This window comes from Chryseobacterium sp. W4I1 (genome assembly GCF_030816115.1).
Taxonomy (GTDB): domain Bacteria; phylum Bacteroidota; class Bacteroidia; order Flavobacteriales; family Weeksellaceae; genus Chryseobacterium.
In genome coordinates, this window is record NZ_JAUSXQ010000001.1 from 3337602 (window position 1) to 3356794 (window position 19193).

Here is a 19193-nt window from a genome sequence, read left to right on the forward strand (position 1 = left end):
TTGTCAAAAAAAACATTTGCAAGATGTTTATTCTTCTTTCATTCATAAAAAATGTTCACCAAATATAGACTTATTAAATAAAGAACATCATATTCAATCAACAACTTAACAAACTTTAACAGCCATAGGGTATGTACAAAAAAAATCGTCTCCATAATGAAGACGATTTTTTTATGTATTTGAATAGATATCTATCCGTTATCTACCATAGCAGCCATATATTCTCTGTTCATTCGGGCAATGTTTTCAAGAGAAATTCCTTTCGGACATTCAACTTCACAAGCTCCTGTATTTGAACAGTTTCCGAATCCTTCTTCGTCCATAGCTTTCACCATGTTCAGAACTCTTCTCTTCGCTTCTACTCTACCTTGAGGAAGTAGGGCAAACTGAGAAACTTTAGCTCCAACAAATAGCATTGCAGATCCGTTTTTACAAGTAGCCACACAAGCTCCACATCCGATACATGCTGCAGCATCCATTGCTTTATCTGCATCTTCTTTAGGAACCGGAATTGCATTCGCATCCAAAGTATTACCAGAAGTGTTCACCGAAATGAAACCACCTGCAGCCATTACTCTGTCGAATGCGCTTCTGTCTACCATTAAGTCTTTAATAACCGGGAAAGCAGCACTTCTCCAAGGCTCAATAACGATGGTTTCACCGTCTTTGAACATTCTCATGTGAAGCTGACAAGTCGTGATACCAGTATCCGGACCGTGAGCTCTACCATTGATGTAAAGAGAACACATACCGCAGATTCCTTCACGACAATCGTGGTCAAAAGCGATAGGTTCTTTTCCCTCGTTAATAATATTCTCGTTCAAAATATCTAACATTTCCAAGAAAGAAGAATCTGTAGAAACATCTGATATTTTGTAGGTCTCAAACTGACCTTTAGTTTTGCTATTTTTTTGTCTCCAAATTTTTAGGGTAAGATGAAGGCCTTTTTTTGCACTCATAATTGTTTATTTATAGGTTGGAGATTATTTGTAACTTCTTGCTTTAACTTCAATGTTTTCATAGATCAGGTCTTCTTTATGCAGAACTTCCGTTGTGATATCATCTGTTTGATATTCCCAAGCTGCTACATATTTGAAGTTAACATCATCTCTTTCAGCTTCACCTTCAGGAGTAGCATGGTCTTCTCTGAAATGTCCTCCACAAGATTCGTTTCTGTGTAATGCATCGATTGCCATTAATTGTCCTAATTCGATGAAATCTGCCACTCTGAAAGCTTTTTCAAGCTCAGTATTCATTCCATCTGCATCACCAGGAACTTTCACATCGCTCCAGAATTCTTTTTTCACCTGAGCAATTTCAGCAATAGCTTCTCTCAAACCTTCAGGAGTTCTTCCCATTCCTACTTTATTCCACATAATGTGTCCTAATTTTTTGTGGAAATGATCTACTGAATGAGTTCCTTTATTATTTAAGAAGAAATTCACTTTGTCTTTAATTTCTTTTTCAGCCTGATCGAATTCACCAGAAGTTGTAGGAATTGCTCCCGTTCTGATGTCCGCTGAAAGGTAATCTGCAATCGTGTAAGGAAGAACGAAATATCCGTCTGCCAACCCCTGCATCAAAGCAGAAGCTCCCAATCTGTTAGCTCCGTGGTCTGAGAAGTTAGCTTCACCGATTACGAAACATCCAGGGATGGTAGACTGAAGGTTATAATCAACCCAAACACCTCCCATGGTATAGTGAACGGCAGGATAGATCTTCATTGGAGTTTTGTAAGGATCATCGGCTGTAATTTTTTCGTACATTACGAATAAGTTACCGTATTTCTCCTCAATCCAAGCTTTTCCTAAATCATAGATCTGTTGATCTGTAGGATTTTGAATATGTTTTTCGATAGCGGCTTCTTTACCTTTTTTGATAATTTCTGTAGAGAAATCTAAGTAAACACCTTCTTTAGTATCATTATTCTCGATTCCGAAACCAGCATCACATCTTTCTTTACCCGCTCTAGAAGCAACGTCTCTAGGCACTAAGTTTCCGAATGCAGGATATCTTCTTTCTAAATAATAATCTCTATCTTCTTCTTTAATATTTTCAGGTCTTAATTTACCTTCTCTGATGGCTACGGAATCTTCAATTTTTTTAGGAACCCAGATTCTTCCGGAGTTTCTTAACGATTCAGACATCAAAGTCAGTTTAGACTGCTGTGTTCCGTGAACAGGAATACAAGTTGGGTGGATCTGTACATAACAAGGATTTGCGAAATAGGCTCCCTTCTTGTGAATTTTCCAAGCTGCAGAAACGTTGGATCCCATTGCATTGGTTGAAAGGAAATATACGTTTCCGTAACCACCTGAAGCAATAACAACTGCGTGGGCAGAATGTCTTTCGATCTCACCTGTCACCAGGTTTCTTGCGATAATTCCTCTTGCTTTTCCATCTACGATTACTAAATCCAGCATCTCGTGACGGTTATACATTTTTACTCTTCCTTTTCCGATCTGACGGCTTAATGAAGAGTAAGCTCCTAATAATAACTGCTGACCTGTCTGTCCTTTTGCATAGAATGTTCTTTTAACCTGAACTCCACCAAATGAACGGTTATCTAACTGGCCGCCGTAATCTCTTCCGAAAGGAACACCCTGTGAAACACACTGGTCGATAATATTGGCAGAAACTTCAGCTAGTCTGTAAACGTTGGCCTCTCTTGCTCTATAGTCACCACCTTTGATAGTGTCATAGAATAATCTGTAAGTAGAGTCACCGTCACCCTGATAGTTTTTGGCAGCGTTGATACCTCCCTGTGCAGCAATTGAGTGTGCTCTTCTTGGAGAATCCTGGTAACAGAATGCTTTCACATTATATCCCTGTTCAGCTAATGTAGCTGCTGCAGAACCTCCTGCTAAACCTGTACCTACAACAATAATATCAATCTTATCTCTGTTGTTGGGTGCAACAAGGTTCATATGGTCTTTATGATTTTTCCATTTATCCTTTAAAGGACCAGCCGGAATTCTTGAATCTAATTTACTCATATTAGTATATTGATATTATTGAGTTACGAAATGAAAAATTGCAATAAAAATAAAACCTGCAGGAATAAGGATTGAATACCATTTTCCAAAAGCTTTAATTACCGGAGTATATTTCGGATGTCTTGCACCAATAGACTGGAACGAAGACTGGAAACCGTGGGCTAAGTGCAGTCCCAGCAAAACAAAAGAAACTACATATAAAACGACTCTCCAAAGATCTTCAAACTTTGCGTGCAGGTCTCCCCAGAAACGTGTTTCTTCGATCGGAAGTCCGTCAATATATTTGTAATTCATTTCATGAAGCCAAAAGTCATACAAATGAAGAAAAACAAAAGCCAAAATCACAGCACCGGAAATAATCATATTTCTGGACATCCAAGTAGAATTGTGAGAAGGATTGTTTGAATTGTATTTCACAGGACGTGCTTTTTGGTTTTTAATTTCCAAAACAAACCCCATTACAAAATGGAAAACGACAGCAAATATCAAAATTGGCTGCATTACAAATTGAATAAGAGGATTGTACCCCATGAATTGCGAAGCATTGTTGTAAGCATCCTCACCAAAAACCGACAAAAGGTTTACAGAAAGGTGCATCACCAGAAATATCAGCAAAAATAGAGCCGACAATGCCATAGCATATTTTCTACCTATCGTAGAACTCGTTAAACCTGCCATATAAGTTTACATTTGATTTTCCACAAAATTAAGAAATGTTAACTATATCAAAAAGTGAGAAATCTCACAATTAGACAGTTTGTAATGTTTCTAAATAATAATTTACTGCCTAATGATAAGGAAAACTCAAAAAAGGCACTTATTTGTTTAAATTATAAATTCTGCCATTATAAACTACTTTTTGGGCGGCTTGAGGAAGAATTTTAATTTCGAAGGTATTAATACGTCTTGAAGAGCAGTAAGGATCAATAACAAACCTTATCAATTTCTGACGATCTGAATTTTCCTCCATCCAAAAACAAACCCTGCTCCCGCTTTTTACAGACAATACTTTAGTTTTATTATAATCATGAATAAGCACCTCCTCTTTTTGGTTTTCATAAACCGTAGATCCGGTTCTTAACATAAAGAACGCTAAAACAACAATTGCAAGTCGCATTGAATTTTTAAAATTCATCTGTAAAAGCAATGGTCTCATCATACAAACAATGACAAATAGAGACAAAACCTCAACGATATTCATCGCTATATTTGAAAAAAACAGCATGTCGGCTTCTGCAAACCAGTGGATAAGCTTCAACAAGACCTGTATGGATACATCATAAACTATGTTGATTAGTGTAAAATCTGAATGTATTGCTACAAGCATGGTCATCAAAAATGAAAACACAATAAGCAGCTCTGAAAAAGGAACAATCAGGACATTGGCAGGGATAGAAACTAAAGAAAACTGATGAAAATAAAATAAAACAATGGGAAGGGTTGCTAATTGTGCAGAGAGGGAAATGGTAATCGTATTGAATAGTATTTTTTTGAAGTAACCATCCGGTCTGGGAAAATAGGACAGTAAAGGCTGATTCAACCAAAAGATCCCTAAAACTGCCAGAAAACTGAGTTGAAATCCTACATCAAAAATCTGCTGGGTATCACCTACCAGAATAATCATGGCCGACAGTGCAAGAGAATGCAGCAGATCCGTTTTCCTCTGAAGAAGAACATAAATAAAATACACCGTGAGCATAATGCAGGAACGCAAAACTGAGTTTCCAAAACCAATAAATCCAGCAAAGAACCAGATAAAAATTATGCTGGAAATAATGGCATATTTTCTGAACCGCAACGGACTGAAACGAGTTAGTAAAAAATAAAACATTCCAAAAATAACGACAATATGCGTTCCTGAAATTGCCAGCAGATGAACCATTCCGGATCTGTTAAAATCCTGCACGGTTTCGGAGTCCATTTCCGTTCTGTCTGCCAGGATAATACCTTTTAAAAATTCCCGGCTTCTTGCTGACATTTCTGAGTGATCAATATCCTGCAGGATTTCAAGTCTTTGCTGCTGAATACGTTCATAAAGGCTTAAATCACTTCTTACCGCAGATGAAATATTTTTTGTTATATAACACTGATATTCAATATTTTTACGCTTTAAATAACGGGAGTAATCAAACTGAAAATTATGCTGAGGAGATTTGGGCTTTGAGAGATAAGCTTTTGCTTTATAGAAATGTTTAAAATCCAGCTCTTTACTAATCTTCGGAATATAAATGACGGCATTAAAATTTTCTTTTTCGGTATAAATAAGTGCCTCATATTTTTTATTTTTCTCTGTAGAATTTAATTTTTTTGAGATTTTAAAAATAATTTTCTCATTTTGAGAAACCGGAAGATCACGGGGAGTGAAGGTATTAAAAAAATGAAGGACTATTCCGGCTTCAAAAAACATCAGCCCCAGCAATATTGCTTTTACTTTATGAAGAAGATAAGAATTAAAGAAAGTCATGAAGAAGAGCAGTAAACAGCTTCCTGATAAATAAAAAATTCCATTTTTATCCAGCTCTAACTGATCTTGAAAAAAAATCCCAAGGATAAAACAAATGGCAAGTATAAGAATAGGTTGTTTATTCAACTGATGCTGTTATTTACAATCAAAAAAATACTAATTTATTTGATCTTTAAATAGCACAGTTTTTACTGAATTTCATCTGGTTTTGCCCCCAAAAGAACAACAGAAGGCTTGATTATTTACTACATATTTCACCTTATAAAGAAAAAACAAAAGCAATCTAAATGAGACAGCTTATCATGGGCAAACTACTTATATCAGCAATTTTATATTTTTTAATTAAAATTTTTAATAAGGCCTGTTTTTGCTGAATAAAATCTACGTACAAAATATAATTTGTCTGAATTATTTACTGTTCAAAAAAGCGGTCAGTCAGCCTTTTCGTTTCTTTAATATAAAACGCTGAATCCTTTCCGTAATCCTCATATTTGAAATTTCCTGACTTTTTAGGAATGGCAGGTTCTATCTGAGTTCCTTCGTGCCATTCATTAAAAGAGGTAATCCCGATAAACTGGGGATGAACTTTTATGGCTGCATCAAACATTCTTTCATAGTATTTCCCGTTTTCCCGACTTTTAAAATTAGCTTCATTCCAAGGCCGTATTCTGGTATCTGAATATCCCGGCCCAACACAAGGTATAAAAACAAGGTGATGATCTTTTGCATACTGAGAAAGATAATTCCAATTGGAAGTTGTGCTTCCAAAAACAAAGCCTTCACTGGCAAAATAGGTATAAAAACCATCAAATCCTGAGGTTTCAAAGAATTCAGAATGTTCTTTTTCAACCCACAGTCCAATGTAAAGTCCATCCAAATCAGTATTCCTTACTGTGTTTTCTCCATTTTTAGAGAGCAGTTTTGACCATTCTGAAGGAGAAATTTTATAACTGTCGTACACATAGTATAATGGTTTTCCATCTTTCTTGTAAAAAGCAGGGTGATGAGAATAGGCTTTGACAAGATAAGAAAGCTGTTCCCGGAGTTCGGTAATATTTGTGTAAAACGGCTCTATATGAAACGCTACCTTTAAACCAAACTGATCAGCAATATCCAGATATTTCATAATGCTTTTATCTACAAAAGAATCTTTTCCGAGCCAGCTTAAAACAACGACTCCAACTCCGGATTCTTTGATCATTTTCATGTGTTTTGTAATGATTTCAGGATCATTGGAGCTATAATTTCCCAAAGCAGGATAAAAATTGGCTCCGATGTCATCTCCTCCTTTGTGGTTTCCGAGGTTATCCCACTTCGGATTGTTCCAGTGAGGTAAAATATCATGGTTCCAATGATCATATTTTCCATCTACTGTAGGATTCGCATACCAGCCGTAATAAAAGATCTGAACCTTATCACGCGACTGGATGTTTTGGGCAAAACTTTTCCCCGAAAAGCATGTTACTAAAATGAGAACCAGAAGACTTTTAAAAAAATTCATTTAATCATTTTTAAAACTAAAAATCACTGAATATAAATCTATTAATTTTTTTAGATACTGAGAATTACTTCAGCTGCTTTTTCACTGGCACCTTTTCCTCCTAATTTTTCTCTTAAAAGCCTGTAATCTTCCAGCATCTGATTTCTTTTTTCGCCTTCAATGATTTTATGAAGCTCTTCTACCAGATTTTTGGTATTCAGATCAGTCTGGATCAGCTCTGTTACCACTTCCCTGTCCATGATAAGATTGACCAAAGAGATATAATTGATATTTTTTACAAGTCTTTTTGCAATAGCATAAGAGATTTTACTTCCACGGTAGCATACCACTTCAGGAATATTGAGAAGTGCAGTCTCTAAAGTTGCGGTTCCTGAAGTCACCAGAGCAGCTTTTGAGCACCTCAGCAGATCGTATGTCCTGTTGGAAACGAAATGAACATTGTCATCCACATATTTTTGATAAAAATCTTTTGGAAGGCTAGGAGCACCGGCAATCACAAACTGGTAGTTTTTAAAATGAGGTCTCACAGAAAGCATTATTTCAAGCATCTTTTCTACTTCCTGTTTCCTGGAACCAGGCAGCAGCGCAATGATCTCTTTTTCATTCAGTCCGTTTTCCTTTTTAAATTCTTCTATACTCAATTCTTTCAAACTGGAAATAGCATCCAGAAGTGGATGGCCTACAAAGTGGGAATGAACACCATGTTTTTTGTAAAAATCTTCTTCAAAAGGAAGGATAACCATCATTTCGTCTACATACTTTTTGATGATCTCTACCCTGCCTTCTTTCCAGGCCCAAAGCTGTGGAGAGATGTAATAAACCACTTTGATTCCAAGCTCTTTTGCAAACCTGGCGATTCTTAAATTAAATCCAGGATAATCAATCAGGATCAAAACATCAGGTTTATTGTTTCTGATATCTTCTTTACAGAATTTAATGTTATTCAAAATGGTTCTAAGGTTCATGGCAACTTCCAGAAAGCCCATAAAAGCGAGGTCACGGTAATGTTTCACCAGTGTTCCGCCTTGTGCTTTCATCAGATCGCCACCCCAGAATCTGATGTCTGCCTGAGGATCTTTCTGTAAAAGAGCTTTCATTAAATTGCTCCCATGCAGATCTCCGGAAGCTTCTCCTGCGATAATATAATATTTCATTTCTTACGAAATCTTTTATTTGTTTTTATAGCCATTAGACACTTCCATTGATTTCATATCGGATGATTATGAATCATGGGAGGTTTCTATGGTAAGGATAGAGAACAAATTAAGGTTTACATTGATCTTAATTTGTAAATTTGTCCAAAGATAATGATAAAAAATGTCAGAAGAATTTGAAATCCGAAATAAAGTTGCAGAAAGCGGGCTTGTGAATTTCGACCTAGCCACCCTGGTTCCCAAAGGAATAAGAAAGGGTATTGACCTTAAAGATTTCCTTTTTCAGGAAATGATTCTGAAGGAAAAAGACTTCAGGGAAAAAGTGGACGTATTAGATATTGAAGAGTATAAAGACGCCTATATCTACATTTACAATTCTGTGGATACTATTGTTCCATTATGGGCTTATTTTGTACTGACCGCTAAGCTTACGGATGTAGCTAAAAAGATCGTATTTGGAAACCGGGAGGATTTGGAAGTGATTTTAATGCACAATGCCATCCAGACTTACGATTTTGAAGATATGAGAGGAAAAAGAGTCCTTGTAAAAGGCTGCTCTGATAAAGAAATTCCTGAAAACGCTTATATAGAACTGGTGGAGCAACTAAAACCAATGGTTAAATCATTAATGTTTGGTGAGGCATGTTCTTTTGTTCCTATTGTAAAGAATTAAGATGAGGAAATATCTTTCTGCTATATTTCTCTTCTTTATTTTCCTGACGATTTATTATATCGGGAGTTTTACAAAAATCCCTTTTGCAGACTGTGTCGGCTTTGTCCTTGATGCTGAAAAAGGTAAATTTATGACGGTTGCTACGGCCACCACTCATTTTCTGTATATCAATACGGTAATTTTAATTAAAAATCTTACTGGTCTCAATGCTATTGAGGCAAGCCGTTTCCTTATTGTTTTTTCAGGAGCAGCAACGGTCTCTATGGTGTATTTAACGGTTAAAAACATCACAAAAACAGAGTGGGCATCAGTAACGGCGGCATTTGTGTTCGGGTTCAGTTTTTCATTCTGGAGAAATGCCGAAATTGTGGAAGTCTATACTTACAATACTTTGTGGGTAAGCCTGTTTTTCTTTTCGATGATCAAGAGTTTTACAGAAAATAAAAAAAACTACATCACTGCTGCCGGTATATTTTTAGGGATCAGTCTTTGGGTACATATTCAGAATATTTTGCTTATTCCAGCCTTTTTAGTTTTTCTTTTTTATTTCAGAAACGAAAAAAAATATGCATATGGCTCGTTACTGACTTTTACTTTGCTTTTTGCTTCATTATTTATTCTGAATACTTCGCAGGGATTAGCTTTTAGTTCTCCTTATACTTCAGATCAGGGAAACTGGGTGGAAGAGACTTTTAAGAAAAATTCCATGCAATATGTGAAAGATTTTTTCCAGTCATTTGCTTATCTTATTTATAATTTCAATGTATTTACTTTTTTTGGAGTGATGGGCACTGTATTACTTTACAAATCCAACAGAAAAATGTTTTTCGTTTTCCTTGCAGGGTCTTTATGTGTATATGGTTTTTCAACTTTTTATGCGGTTTCGGATAATTATGTATTCTTTCTTCCCTTCAACCTTATTTTTGCACTGTCTATTGGATATGGCTTATCTGCACCCAAATATATTTATTTCAAAAAAATTTCATGGGTATGCCTTCTAATTCCGGTAGGGTATCTACTTTCTTACCAAATTGTTTTTGCAACAAAAAAAGGAAAAGAATTTCATGCATTCAAACAGTACAAAGGAGGCTTGAATTACTATATGCTGCCATGGATGAACGATAATGCCGGTATTCTGGAATTCACTATTGATAAGAAAGAAGCTCCGGAACCTATTAAATGGATGACTTTGAGTGCCATAGAATATATAGAACTCATGAAAAGTAAAGGGTATACCGAAGAAGAGATCAAAAAACTTTAACAATAATTATGAGGTCGAAAAATTTTGTGAATCACATTTTTTGATAACTTTGATTTACTTAATACTTTAAAATAAACACAAACTATGAATTTAATTGACCTACTTACAGGCAGTACCAGCAATCAGGTTGCTGAACAGGCAGAAAACAAATTCGGAATCAGCAAAAACCAGATTATTGCGTTATTGGCAGTAGCTGCCCCTTTGGTTATTTCTTACCTTCGAAACAAGTCTCAGGACACTAATGAAGCAGAAGCTTTAAACAATGCTCTAGATAAAGACCACGACGGAAGTATTCTTGATGATGCATCCCAAGCCGAAGCAAGACAGGCTGAAGGAGGATCGATCCTTGACCACGTTTTTGGCGGACAGAAAAGCAATGTAGAAAACCAGCTTTCTCAGAATACAGGAATTTCAATTGATAAAATAGGACCTATCTTAGCGATGCTGGCTCCTGTGATTATGGGATATATTGGTAAAGAAAAGCAGCAAAATAATGTAGGTGCCGGAGGGTTGGGAGATCTTTTGGGAGGAATTCTTGGAAACGCATCTAATCAGGCACAGGCACAGCAGTCTAGTCCCCTTAATGACATTTTAGGTAGTGTTTTAGGTGGAGGACAATCACAATCCGGTGGAAATCCACTGAATGACATCTTAGGAAGTGTACTTGGTGGAGGCGGTGGACAGCAGCAACAGCAAGGTGGTGGCTTAGGAAGCATCCTTGGAAATCTTTTAGGAGGAAAATAATTTAATTTTGTATATTGAAAAAGGCTGAAGATTAATCTTCAGCCTTTTTATTTTTAGCTCTTCGCTTTAGTTTCAGAAGGACCAATTGATTTCGAAGCTTTTCTAGGTCTTCTTTTACCATAACTTCCGGAATTGATCTTTCCTCTTCTCGATTTTCTGTCTCCTTTTCCCATAATGTATAGATGTTTATTGGTTTAACACTAAATTAAACAATATGGTTTAAAACCAAAAATTACAGCTGTTAAAATTTTTATAAATCTGGTTTGAAAACAAAGCATTTGAAACAGAAAAGGTCTCTTCTTTTAATTAAACTTTCACCATCTTCCACTTCCCTTTTTTAAACAAGATAAAAGCAACAATCGTAATTAAGGTTTCTGCTGCCGGAATGGATATGAATACCCCTTTTGGTCCCATTTCCAGATGCTTTGAAAGAAAATAGGCCAGCGGAATCTGAAACAGCCAGAATCCGAAAAAATTCACCCACGTCGGAGTCCACGTATCTCCGGCTCCATTGAAGGCATTAATCATTACCATACCTATACCGTAAAAAATAAATCCTACACACATGATGTGTAATGCATTTTTAGCAAAATCCCTGATCTCCGTTTCTTGGGTAAAAAAGCCGACAAGATAATCCCCCAGAAGGACAAAAATCAAACTTACAGCCAGCATGAAAATGACATTATACTTTACCGTTTTCATCACGGACTGTTCTGCCCTCAGCATTTCATTCGCTCCCATATTCTGGCCAACCAATGTAGAAGCTGCATTACTCAATCCCCAGGCGGGAAGCATAAAAAACATCATGAGCCTTAAAGCAGTCTGATAACCTGCAGACGCATTTTCTCCTCCGGTAGTCGCTACCAGCTGTGCTAAGAAAATCCAGCTGCAAGAAGCAATTACAAACTGAAAAATTCCGGGAGTGGCAATTTTCACAATAGATTTTATAAGTCCAAAGTCCGGTTTAAAATAATGAAGTACAATACGGATCCTGGTATCAGCAACCAGGAGATGATACAGCTGATAGATTACCCCAATACTTCTTCCAATTGTTGTTGCCAAAGCAGCTCCCGTAAGTCCCATCGCAGGAATGGGTCCAAAACCTTTGATCAGAACAGGACACAGAATAATATTGGCAATATTGGCGATCCAGAGAGATTTCATTGCGATAGCAGCATTTCCAGCTCCCCTGAAGATCCCGTTGATCAAAAATAAAAGCATAATAACCACACTGCTGCCCATCATAATTCTTGTAAAATCTTTTCCGTAGGCTGCGGCTTCAGGTTTCGAACCCATCAGGATTAAAATTTCCTCAGCATAAATAACGCCGAATAAACTTAAAATAAAAGTCACCAAAAAAGAAACCAACAGCACCTGTGCTGCACTTCTGGAAGCCTGTTCAGGGTTTTTCTCCCCAATTCTCCGTGCTACCAAAGCCGTAGCAGCCATGCTCATACCTATCGCAATAGAATACATGACAGAAAGTACAGACTCTGTTAAACCTACCGTCTGAATCGCATAACCGCTTTCTTTCAAATGACCTACAAAATACAGATCCACCAGTGCAAATACAGATTCCATGGCCATTTCCAACATCATAGGAATAGCCAGAAGAAGCACGGCACTTCTTATCGTTATTGTCGTATAGTCTACTTCCTCACCGCTAAAAGCTTTTTTAAAGAACTCTATATATTTTGTCATTTTTATAATCAATAATTATCTGATTTTCAAAAATACAAATTCAATTCTTATAAAAATTTAGTTACCCATATCAAAAAAATAATTTAGATTTGTATATTCTTAAAATGAATCTTATGAAAAAAATAATCTCTACTGTTTTTATACTTACCATCTCGGCATCTGCCAGTATGCTTTCTGCTCAGTCACTTAGCTCAGCTCAGATGCAGGCTATTCAATCTGACAATGTTACTTCATTTAAAAAGAATTTTTCAAAAGCAGATTACAACAAATGCTTTGCTCTTAAAGATGAAATGTTCAGTGCATTGGGTTTCAGCTCTCTTTATGGTAGAAATAATATTGTAAAATATCTTCTGGAAAATAAGGCAGACGTAAACAAAGAGTGTAATAGTAAAACTCCGCTTTCATGGGCTAAATTGGGAAATAAAGAACAAACCGCCCAGCTATTGATACAAAAAGGCGCTACCAACAATTAAAAAGCCCTCAAATAATATACAAGACTTCCGAAAGGAAGTTTTTTTTGTTTACAGAACCTGCAAAAATCTTATCTTTGCATCCGGAAATTAAGGTTGAAAACTTCATGATCATAAAGCTCAACCTTATATCTTAAACATTGAACCTTAAACAAATAATTATGTTTCGATCACACACGAACGGAGAATTATCTCTGAAAAATCTTAATGAAGAAGTTACACTTTCCGGATGGGTACAGACTATCCGTGATAAAGGATTTATGATTTGGATAGATCTTCGGGATCGTTACGGAATTACTCAATTGGTTTTCGATCAGGACCGTTCTTCGGCTCAGCTGATGGAAGAGGCAAAGAAGCTGGGGCGTGAATTTGTTATTCAGGTTACAGGAAAAGTAATAGAAAGAGTAAGCAAAAATCCCAATATTCCAACAGGAGAAATTGAAATTTTAGTTGAAAAATTAACGGTTCTTAATGAATCTCAACTTCCGCCTTTTACGATTGAAGATGAAACGGATGGTGGTGAAGAATTAAGAATGAAATACCGTTACCTGGATATCAGAAGAGCTCCGGTAAGGGATAAACTGATCTTCCGTCACAAAATGGCACAGAAAGTGAGAAACTATCTGTCAGACGAAGGATTTATCGAAGTGGAAACTCCAGTTTTAATTAAATCTACTCCGGAAGGAGCAAGAGACTTCGTAGTTCCAAGCAGAATGAATCCGGGACAGTTTTATGCCCTTCCACAATCACCGCAGACCTTCAAACAGCTTCTGATGGTGGGCGGAATGGATAAATATTTCCAGATCGTAAAATGTTTCCGTGATGAAGACTTAAGAGCAGACAGACAGCCTGAATTTACACAAATTGACTGTGAAATGGCTTTTGTAGAACAGGAAGATATCATGAACGTCTTTGAAGGAATGACCAGAACGTTGATCAAGGATATTACAGGACAGGAATTCGGAGATTTCCCGAGAATGACTTTTGCTGATGCTATGAATACGTACGGAAATGACAAACCGGATATCCGTTTCGGAATGAAATTCGTCGAGCTTAATGAGCTGGTAAAAGGAAAAGATTTTAAAATATTCGATGATGCTGAACTGGTAGTTGGAATCAACGTAGAAGGATGTGCTGACTATACAAGAAAGCAGATCGATGAGCTTGTAGACTGGGTAAAACGTCCACAGGTCGGGGCATCGGGAATGGTTTGGGCTAAATTCCAGAATGACGGTGTTAAAACCTCTTCTGTAAATAAATTTTACAACGAGGAAGATTTAGGAAAGATTATCGAAAAATTCGGAGCTAAGGAAGGTGACTTAATGCTGGTCTTATCCGGAAATGAAAATAAAGTAAGAGCACAACTTTCAGCCTTAAGAATGGAACTTGGAAACCGTTTGGGATTAAGAAAAGGAAATGTATTTGCCCCGCTTTGGGTAGTTGACTTTCCATTATTGGAATTTGATGAAGAAAGTGGGCGTTATCACGCAATGCACCACCCTTTTACCTCTCCTAAAACTGAAGATTTTCATTTATTGGAAACAGATCCGGGTAAAGCAAGAGCTAATGCATACGATTTAGTTATCAACGGTAATGAGATCGGTGGAGGTTCTATCAGGATCTTCGACAAAGATCTTCAGTCTAAAATGTTTGACCTGTTAGGATTCACAAAGGAAGAAGCAGAAGCTCAGTTCGGATTCCTGATGAATGCCTTTAAATACGGAGCTCCTCCCCATGGTGGCCTGGCTTTCGGATTTGACCGTTTGGTGGCTATCCTTGACGGAAATGAAGTGATCAGGGATTACATCGCATTCCCTAAAAATAACTCAGGACGTGACGTAATGATCGACGCGCCTGCATCGATCGCTGATGCCCAGCTGGATGAGTTGGAAATACAATTGAATTTAAAAGCATAAACTGAAAGAGGAGATTTTTTCTCCGCTTTTTTAATGACTAAAAATGAAAATAGCAGCAGCACAAATAAAACCCATCAAAGGAGATATTCTTAAAAATATTGAAATTCACAACGTATTAATCGAAGCCGCAATTAGTAACAACGTTGATTTAATTATCTTCCCTGAGCTTTCAATTACCGGGTATGAGCCTGAATTGGCAAATCAGCTCTCCATTGATTATGAAGATCCTATTTTAAATATCTTCCAAAAAACAGCAGACGAAAATAACATTAGCATTATTGTTGGAATGCCTACAAAGGCTGATAATCAATTATTTATCAGCAGTATTATATTCCAGCCGGAAAGAAGGAGAAAAGTTTATTCAAAACGGAATCTTTTCCCAACAGAAACTGCAGTTTTCTCAAAAGGAGACCATTACTGTCAGCTGGAAATAGTACAGAATAAAATTTCATTAGCTATATGTTATGATTTATCTGATCCGGCTCACTCTCAGGAAGCATATCAGGCAGGGTCAAACATCTATACAGCAAGTGTGCTCAATTCTGTAAATGGGATCGATGATGATCTGGTTAAACTATCTACTATTGCACAAAAATATCATATGCATGTTTTAATGGCTAATTTTTCCGGAGAGTCCGGAGGTTATGAATGCGCTGGAAAATCTTCTATCTGGAATACCAATGGAAGTTTACTCGGGCAGCTGAATGATCAGGACGAAGGAATTTTGGTTTTAAATACGGATGATAATCAAATCGAAAAAATTTATATCAATTAATATTTTAAAAAGTGGAGAAAAATCTCCACTTTTTATTCAGACTCTTAACCTTCCATTTTTAAAATCTGCTCTCTTCCCGGTCCTGTAGAAAGATAAGTGATAGGAACGCCAAGCTCATTATTCAGAAAAGAAAGAAAATCCTTTAATTCAATTGGCAAATCGTCTGTATTTTCAATAGCTGAAATATCTCCTTCCCAACCTTTCATAAGTTTCAGAACTGGGTGGGCATTGTCAGGAAGAACCCCGGAAATCTGTTCAATTGTTCCGTCTTCAAGTTCATAATGAGTACATACTGATACTGATTCCATTCCGCTTAGAACATCTGCTTTCGTTAAAATAACCTGGGTAACTCCGTTGATCATAATAGCATATCTTAAGGCCGGAAGATCCAGCCAGCCAATTCTTCTGGGACGACCGGTATTTGATCCAAATTCATTGCCTTTATCCCTGATCTCTTCACCTAAACGACCCAAGATTTCTGTAGGAAACATCCCATTACCAACTCTTGTACAGTAGGCTTTTGCGATCCCGAATATTTCACCGACTTTTTTAGGGGAAATGCCCAATCCACTGCAGGCTCCCGAAGCTGTTGTAGAAGACGAAGTTACATACGGATAAGTCCCGTGGTCTATATCCAGCATCGCAGCCTGAGAACCTTCAGCAAGAACCTTCTTCCTTTCAAAGATAGCAGTGTTCAGGAATATTTCAATTTCTGTACGGGTAAATTTTTTCAGAAAATCAATCGCTTCAAAAAATTCATTGCTGATTTCTTCTAAAGGAGGAAGGATCATATCTCCACCGGCAAGCAGCCTGAAATCTCTTTTCAGGATGTGCTCTACCCTGCCTCTGAAATCCGGAGAATCCATATCACCGACTCTGAGATTCTGCCTTAAAATTTTATTTGAATAAGCCTGTGCAATACCGTTTCTGGTAGTCCCGATAGTTGTATACTCAGGATTCTCTTCCATGAAAACATCCAAAAGCTTATGGGTTGGAAGAACCAAATGTGCTTTTCTTGAAATAATAAGATTCTGTTCCGGCTGAACTGTTCCGTCAAATTGCAGGAGGTTCAAAATTTCCTTCCTGAAACTTACCGGATCCAATACCGTTCCCGTTCCGATTACATTCTGAACACCTTTCATAAAAATTCCTGAAGGAAGAGATTTCAATGTAATCCTTTTGCCGTTGCGTTCTATACTGTGTCCTGCATTTGCTCCCCCGTTAAAACGAGCAGTAATATCATAATCTTCACTGATGAGATCAATAAATTTACCCTTTCCCTCATCGCCCCACTGCAATCCTAATACAATATCCATATTTTTATATTTTATATTGCAAAGCTAGGCCAGCTGGATACATAGACCATTGTCATTTGACAAAAAGGCCTAAATGATATTACGTCTGATGCGGCTTAAGGATGAAGGCGTAATGCCCAAATAAGAAGCTAGCATCGACTGGGGAACTCTGTTTGCCAGTCCCGGATAATGGTTTAGAAAATGAATATAACGCTCTTTAGCATCCAGATTCAACATAATACTGGCCACTTTAAGCTTGTTATGTGCTACAAAAGCATGAAGCCGGGCAAATAAAACCGGCCAGACCGCAATTTTTTCTTCCAGCTTTTTAAAATGATCAAGATCGATAGCCAGAAGTACTCCGTCCGTTATAGCTTCAATATATTCGTGGGAAGCCAGCTGATCTGCAAATCCATGAAAATCTCCGATAAATCTTCCTTCGTAAATAAAATAGCGGGTAAAATCATCCCCCTGTTTGTTATAATATAAAGACCGGAAAACCCCTTCCTTTACAAAAGCGATCTTACGGCTCAATTTTCCAGCTTCTATAAAAGAGTCTCCTTTCTCTATCGTGATCTCCTGTAAACCTTCTGCGATCAGCAGCTCTTCTGCATGAGTAAGCACCCCAAATTTTTTGATATAATTAAAAAGCTCTTCCATAGTATTTCCGACCTTAAAATGGCAGAATATAAAGGTAAAAAAACCGGCTGTAAAACCGATTGTCATTTGACAACAAAGCTGATAAAATGTACCACATCAGCATTTCACGGCATGTTAATTGATTGATTTTTAAAAACGTAAGACAATGAAAGCAATTTGGAATGGCGCCATTGGCTTTGGTTTAGTCAATATTCCGGTTAAGATTTACTCCGCCACAGAAACCAGCAAACTGGATTTGGATATGCTCGATAAATCTGATTTTTCGAATATCAAATTCAAAAGAGTTAACGAAAAAACAGGCAAAGAAGTCAAGTGGGAAAACATTGTAAAAGGTTATCTCCTTGATGATCAATACATCATTCTCGAAGATGAAGATTACGAAGCGGCAAGTCCTGAAAAAAGCAAAATACTTTCTATAGATCAGTTCGTGAAGGAAGTTGAAGTTGACAGTGTTTATTTTGAAAATCCTTATTTTCTTGAACCTCAAAAGAACGGAGAAAATGCTTACAGGCTTCTACTAAAAGCTTTATCACAAACAAAAATGGTAGGTGTAGGAACTTTTGTACTCCGCGAAAGCGAAGCAATCGGAATGATCCGGCCTTACAACGATGAGGTTTTGGTTTTAAACCGTTTACGATTTGCTCAGGAAATCAGAGATTACAGAGATTTAAAAATACCAGCCAAAAAAGCTCCGAAACCTGCCGAATTAAAAATGGCAGTAAGTCTTATCGAACAGCTTTCACAAGAGTTTGATCCTGAAATGTATGAGGACACTTATTCTGAATCTTTACTGAAAATCATTAAACAGAAAGCAAAAGGTAAAGGAGTAAAAGCCAGAAAAGCAGAACCTGCAAAAGAAGGCAAGGTAATAGATCTTATGGCCCAGTTAAAAGCCAGCTTACAAACTTCCAAATCTAAAAACGCATCATAATGGCTCTGAAAGATTATAACGAAAAGCGAAGATTCGATGAAACCAGTGAACCTAAAGGGAAAACAAAAAAAAGTAAGGACAAGCTTATTTTTGTAGTTCAAAGGCATGCTGCATCCCGACTGCATTATGATTTCCGGCTGGAAATGGAAGGTGTTTTGAAAAGTTGGGCAGTTCCGAAAGGTCCATCATTAGATCCAAAAGACAAACGTCTCGCTATGGAAGTTGAAGATCATCCCTATGATTATAAAGACTTTGAAGGCAACATTCCGGAAGGAAATTACGGTGCCGGGCAGGTTGAGGTCTGGGACAGCGGAACTTATGAACCCTTAGATGATACAAGCAAACTTTCTGACGAAAAAGAATTATTGAAAGAATTAAAAGCCGGTTCAATAAAGTTCATTTTACATGGAAAAAAACTGAAAGGTGAATTCGCATTGGTTAAAATGAAAAATGCAGAAAATAATGCATGGCTTTTAATTAAGCATAAAGATGAATTTGCAGAAGAAAATTATGATGCGGAAGAAAATACATCCAAAAATTCTGCAGTCACAAAATTCTTAGAGGAAAAAAAAAGCCTAAAAAACAGCAAAAAGAAGTCATAAATTCTGAAGCTACACCCAGATTTCAAAGATTTAATTCTTTAGTTGACGAA

The 19193-nt window shown here is 37.0% G+C and carries 18 protein-coding genes; 8 read left to right on the forward strand and 10 right to left on the reverse strand.

The window, feature by feature from the left end; translation table 11 throughout:
* Nucleotides 1-191: 191 nt before the first annotated feature.
* From QF044_RS15620 to lpxB, 6 genes are all read right to left on the reverse strand, one after another.
* Nucleotides 192-959, reverse strand: a complete 768-nt coding sequence (locus QF044_RS15620) for a succinate dehydrogenase/fumarate reductase iron-sulfur subunit (RefSeq protein WP_307269189.1) — start codon at nt 957-959, stop codon at nt 192-194.
* A 24-nt stretch (nt 960-983) separates the two neighbouring features.
* Nucleotides 984-2996, reverse strand: a complete 2013-nt coding sequence (locus tag QF044_RS15625) for a fumarate reductase/succinate dehydrogenase flavoprotein subunit (protein WP_307269190.1) — start codon at nt 2994-2996, stop codon at nt 984-986.
* Nucleotides 2997-3011: 15 nt separating this feature from the next.
* Complete coding sequence (locus tag QF044_RS15630; protein WP_307269193.1) at nt 3012-3674, reverse strand: succinate dehydrogenase cytochrome b subunit; 663 nt, start codon at nt 3672-3674, stop codon at nt 3012-3014.
* A gap of 139 nt (nt 3675-3813) precedes the next feature.
* Entirely contained in the window at nt 3814-5586 is a 1773-nt protein-coding gene (locus QF044_RS15635; RefSeq protein WP_307269195.1) for a ComEC/Rec2 family competence protein, read from the reverse strand.
* Between the two features lie 286 nt (nt 5587-5872).
* Nucleotides 5873-6961, reverse strand: a complete 1089-nt coding sequence (locus QF044_RS15640; RefSeq protein WP_307269198.1) for a glycoside hydrolase family 99 protein — start codon at nt 6959-6961, stop codon at nt 5873-5875.
* Between the two features lie 50 nt (nt 6962-7011).
* Nucleotides 7012-8115, reverse strand: coding sequence for a lipid-A-disaccharide synthase (lpxB, locus tag QF044_RS15645; protein ID WP_307269201.1), 1104 nt, complete (start codon nt 8113-8115; stop codon nt 7012-7014).
* A gap of 163 nt (nt 8116-8278) precedes the next feature.
* Here lpxB and QF044_RS15650 point away from each other — a divergent pair, with 163 nt between their 5' ends.
* The 3 genes from QF044_RS15650 (at nt 8279) to QF044_RS15660 (ending at nt 10793) form a co-directional block, all read left to right on the forward strand.
* Nucleotides 8279-8788, forward strand: coding sequence for a DUF2480 family protein (locus tag QF044_RS15650; protein WP_307269203.1), 510 nt, complete (start codon nt 8279-8281; stop codon nt 8786-8788).
* Between the two features lies 1 nt (nt 8789).
* A complete protein-coding gene (locus QF044_RS15655) occupies nt 8790-10049 on the forward strand; it encodes a protein O-mannosyl-transferase family (RefSeq protein ID WP_307269205.1) in 1260 nt (419 codons plus the stop codon).
* Nucleotides 10050-10133: 84 nt separating this feature from the next.
* Nucleotides 10134-10793: a DUF937 domain-containing protein gene (locus tag QF044_RS15660; protein WP_307269207.1), complete on the forward strand. Its 660-nt coding sequence runs from the start codon at nt 10134-10136 to the stop codon at nt 10791-10793.
* A gap of 53 nt (nt 10794-10846) precedes the next feature.
* Here QF044_RS15660 and QF044_RS15665 read toward each other — a convergent pair whose 3' ends face one another.
* Both QF044_RS15665 and QF044_RS15670 read right to left on the reverse strand, forming a co-directional pair.
* Complete coding sequence (locus QF044_RS15665; RefSeq protein WP_073329526.1) at nt 10847-10966, reverse strand: 30S ribosomal protein THX; 120 nt, start codon at nt 10964-10966, stop codon at nt 10847-10849.
* 133 nt (nt 10967-11099) lie between these two features.
* Nucleotides 11100-12494, reverse strand: coding sequence for an MATE family efflux transporter (locus QF044_RS15670; protein ID WP_307269211.1), 1395 nt, complete (start codon nt 12492-12494; stop codon nt 11100-11102).
* A gap of 113 nt (nt 12495-12607) precedes the next feature.
* On the opposite strand from QF044_RS15670, the gene QF044_RS15675 reads away from it, so the two are divergent.
* The 3 genes from QF044_RS15675 to QF044_RS15685 all read left to right on the forward strand — a co-directional run bounded on the left by QF044_RS15675 (nt 12608) and on the right by QF044_RS15685 (nt 15655).
* Entirely contained in the window at nt 12608-12967 is a 360-nt protein-coding gene (locus tag QF044_RS15675; protein ID WP_307269214.1) for an ankyrin repeat domain-containing protein, read from the forward strand.
* A gap of 158 nt (nt 12968-13125) precedes the next feature.
* Nucleotides 13126-14880: an aspartate--tRNA ligase gene (gene aspS / locus QF044_RS15680; RefSeq protein ID WP_307269218.1), complete on the forward strand. Its 1755-nt coding sequence runs from the start codon at nt 13126-13128 to the stop codon at nt 14878-14880.
* A 43-nt stretch (nt 14881-14923) separates the two neighbouring features.
* Nucleotides 14924-15655 carry a carbon-nitrogen hydrolase family protein gene (locus QF044_RS15685; RefSeq protein WP_307269220.1) on the forward strand — a complete coding sequence of 244 codons (732 nt, stop codon included), beginning with the start codon at nt 14924-14926 and terminating at the stop codon, nt 15653-15655.
* A gap of 44 nt (nt 15656-15699) precedes the next feature.
* Here QF044_RS15685 and QF044_RS15690 read toward each other — a convergent pair whose 3' ends face one another.
* On the reverse strand, nt 15700-16971 hold the full coding sequence (locus QF044_RS15690; protein WP_307269223.1) for an adenylosuccinate synthase: 1272 nt from the start codon (nt 16969-16971) through the stop codon (nt 15700-15702).
* A gap of 69 nt (nt 16972-17040) precedes the next feature.
* Complete coding sequence (locus QF044_RS15695) at nt 17041-17610, reverse strand: Crp/Fnr family transcriptional regulator (RefSeq protein ID WP_307269226.1); 570 nt, start codon at nt 17608-17610, stop codon at nt 17041-17043.
* A 145-nt stretch (nt 17611-17755) separates the two neighbouring features.
* On the opposite strand from QF044_RS15695, the gene QF044_RS15700 reads away from it, so the two are divergent.
* Both QF044_RS15700 and QF044_RS15705 read left to right on the forward strand, forming a co-directional pair.
* Nucleotides 17756-18541, forward strand: coding sequence for a Ku protein (locus QF044_RS15700; protein ID WP_307269228.1), 786 nt, complete (start codon nt 17756-17758; stop codon nt 18539-18541).
* A complete protein-coding gene (locus tag QF044_RS15705) occupies nt 18541-19143 on the forward strand; it encodes a DNA polymerase ligase N-terminal domain-containing protein (RefSeq protein ID WP_111955482.1) in 603 nt (200 codons plus the stop codon). Before QF044_RS15700 ends, QF044_RS15705 begins: the two co-directional genes overlap by 1 nt.
* Nucleotides 19144-19193 lie beyond the last annotated feature (50 nt).

Coding starts and splice junctions, on each gene's coding strand:
- QF044_RS15620 (WP_307269189.1), bottom strand. CDS start 959: ATGAGTGCAAAAAAAGGCCTTCATCTTACCCTAAAAATTTGGAGACAA.
- QF044_RS15625 (WP_307269190.1), bottom strand. CDS start 2,996: ATGAGTAAATTAGATTCAAGAATTCCGGCTGGTCCTTTAAAGGATAAA.
- QF044_RS15630 (WP_307269193.1), bottom strand. CDS start 3,674: ATGGCAGGTTTAACGAGTTCTACGATAGGTAGAAAATATGCTATGGCA.
- QF044_RS15640 (WP_307269198.1), bottom strand. CDS start 6,961: ATGAATTTTTTTAAAAGTCTTCTGGTTCTCATTTTAGTAACATGCTTT.
- lpxB (WP_307269201.1), bottom strand. CDS start 8,115: ATGAAATATTATATTATCGCAGGAGAAGCTTCCGGAGATCTGCATGGG.
- QF044_RS15650 (WP_307269203.1), top strand. CDS start 8,279: ATGTCAGAAGAATTTGAAATCCGAAATAAAGTTGCAGAAAGCGGGCTT.
- QF044_RS15655 (WP_307269205.1), top strand. CDS start 8,790: ATGAGGAAATATCTTTCTGCTATATTTCTCTTCTTTATTTTCCTGACG.
- QF044_RS15660 (WP_307269207.1), top strand. CDS start 10,134: ATGAATTTAATTGACCTACTTACAGGCAGTACCAGCAATCAGGTTGCT.
- QF044_RS15665 (WP_073329526.1), bottom strand. CDS start 10,966: ATGGGAAAAGGAGACAGAAAATCGAGAAGAGGAAAGATCAATTCCGGA.
- QF044_RS15670 (WP_307269211.1), bottom strand. CDS start 12,494: ATGACAAAATATATAGAGTTCTTTAAAAAAGCTTTTAGCGGTGAGGAA.
- QF044_RS15675 (WP_307269214.1), top strand. CDS start 12,608: ATGAAAAAAATAATCTCTACTGTTTTTATACTTACCATCTCGGCATCT.
- aspS (WP_307269218.1), top strand. CDS start 13,126: ATGTTTCGATCACACACGAACGGAGAATTATCTCTGAAAAATCTTAAT.
- QF044_RS15685 (WP_307269220.1), top strand. CDS start 14,924: ATGAAAATAGCAGCAGCACAAATAAAACCCATCAAAGGAGATATTCTT.
- QF044_RS15690 (WP_307269223.1), bottom strand. CDS start 16,971: ATGGATATTGTATTAGGATTGCAGTGGGGCGATGAGGGAAAGGGTAAA.
- QF044_RS15695 (WP_307269226.1), bottom strand. CDS start 17,610: ATGGAAGAGCTTTTTAATTATATCAAAAAATTTGGGGTGCTTACTCAT.
- QF044_RS15700 (WP_307269228.1), top strand. CDS start 17,756: ATGAAAGCAATTTGGAATGGCGCCATTGGCTTTGGTTTAGTCAATATT.
- QF044_RS15705 (WP_111955482.1), top strand. CDS start 18,541: ATGGCTCTGAAAGATTATAACGAAAAGCGAAGATTCGATGAAACCAGT.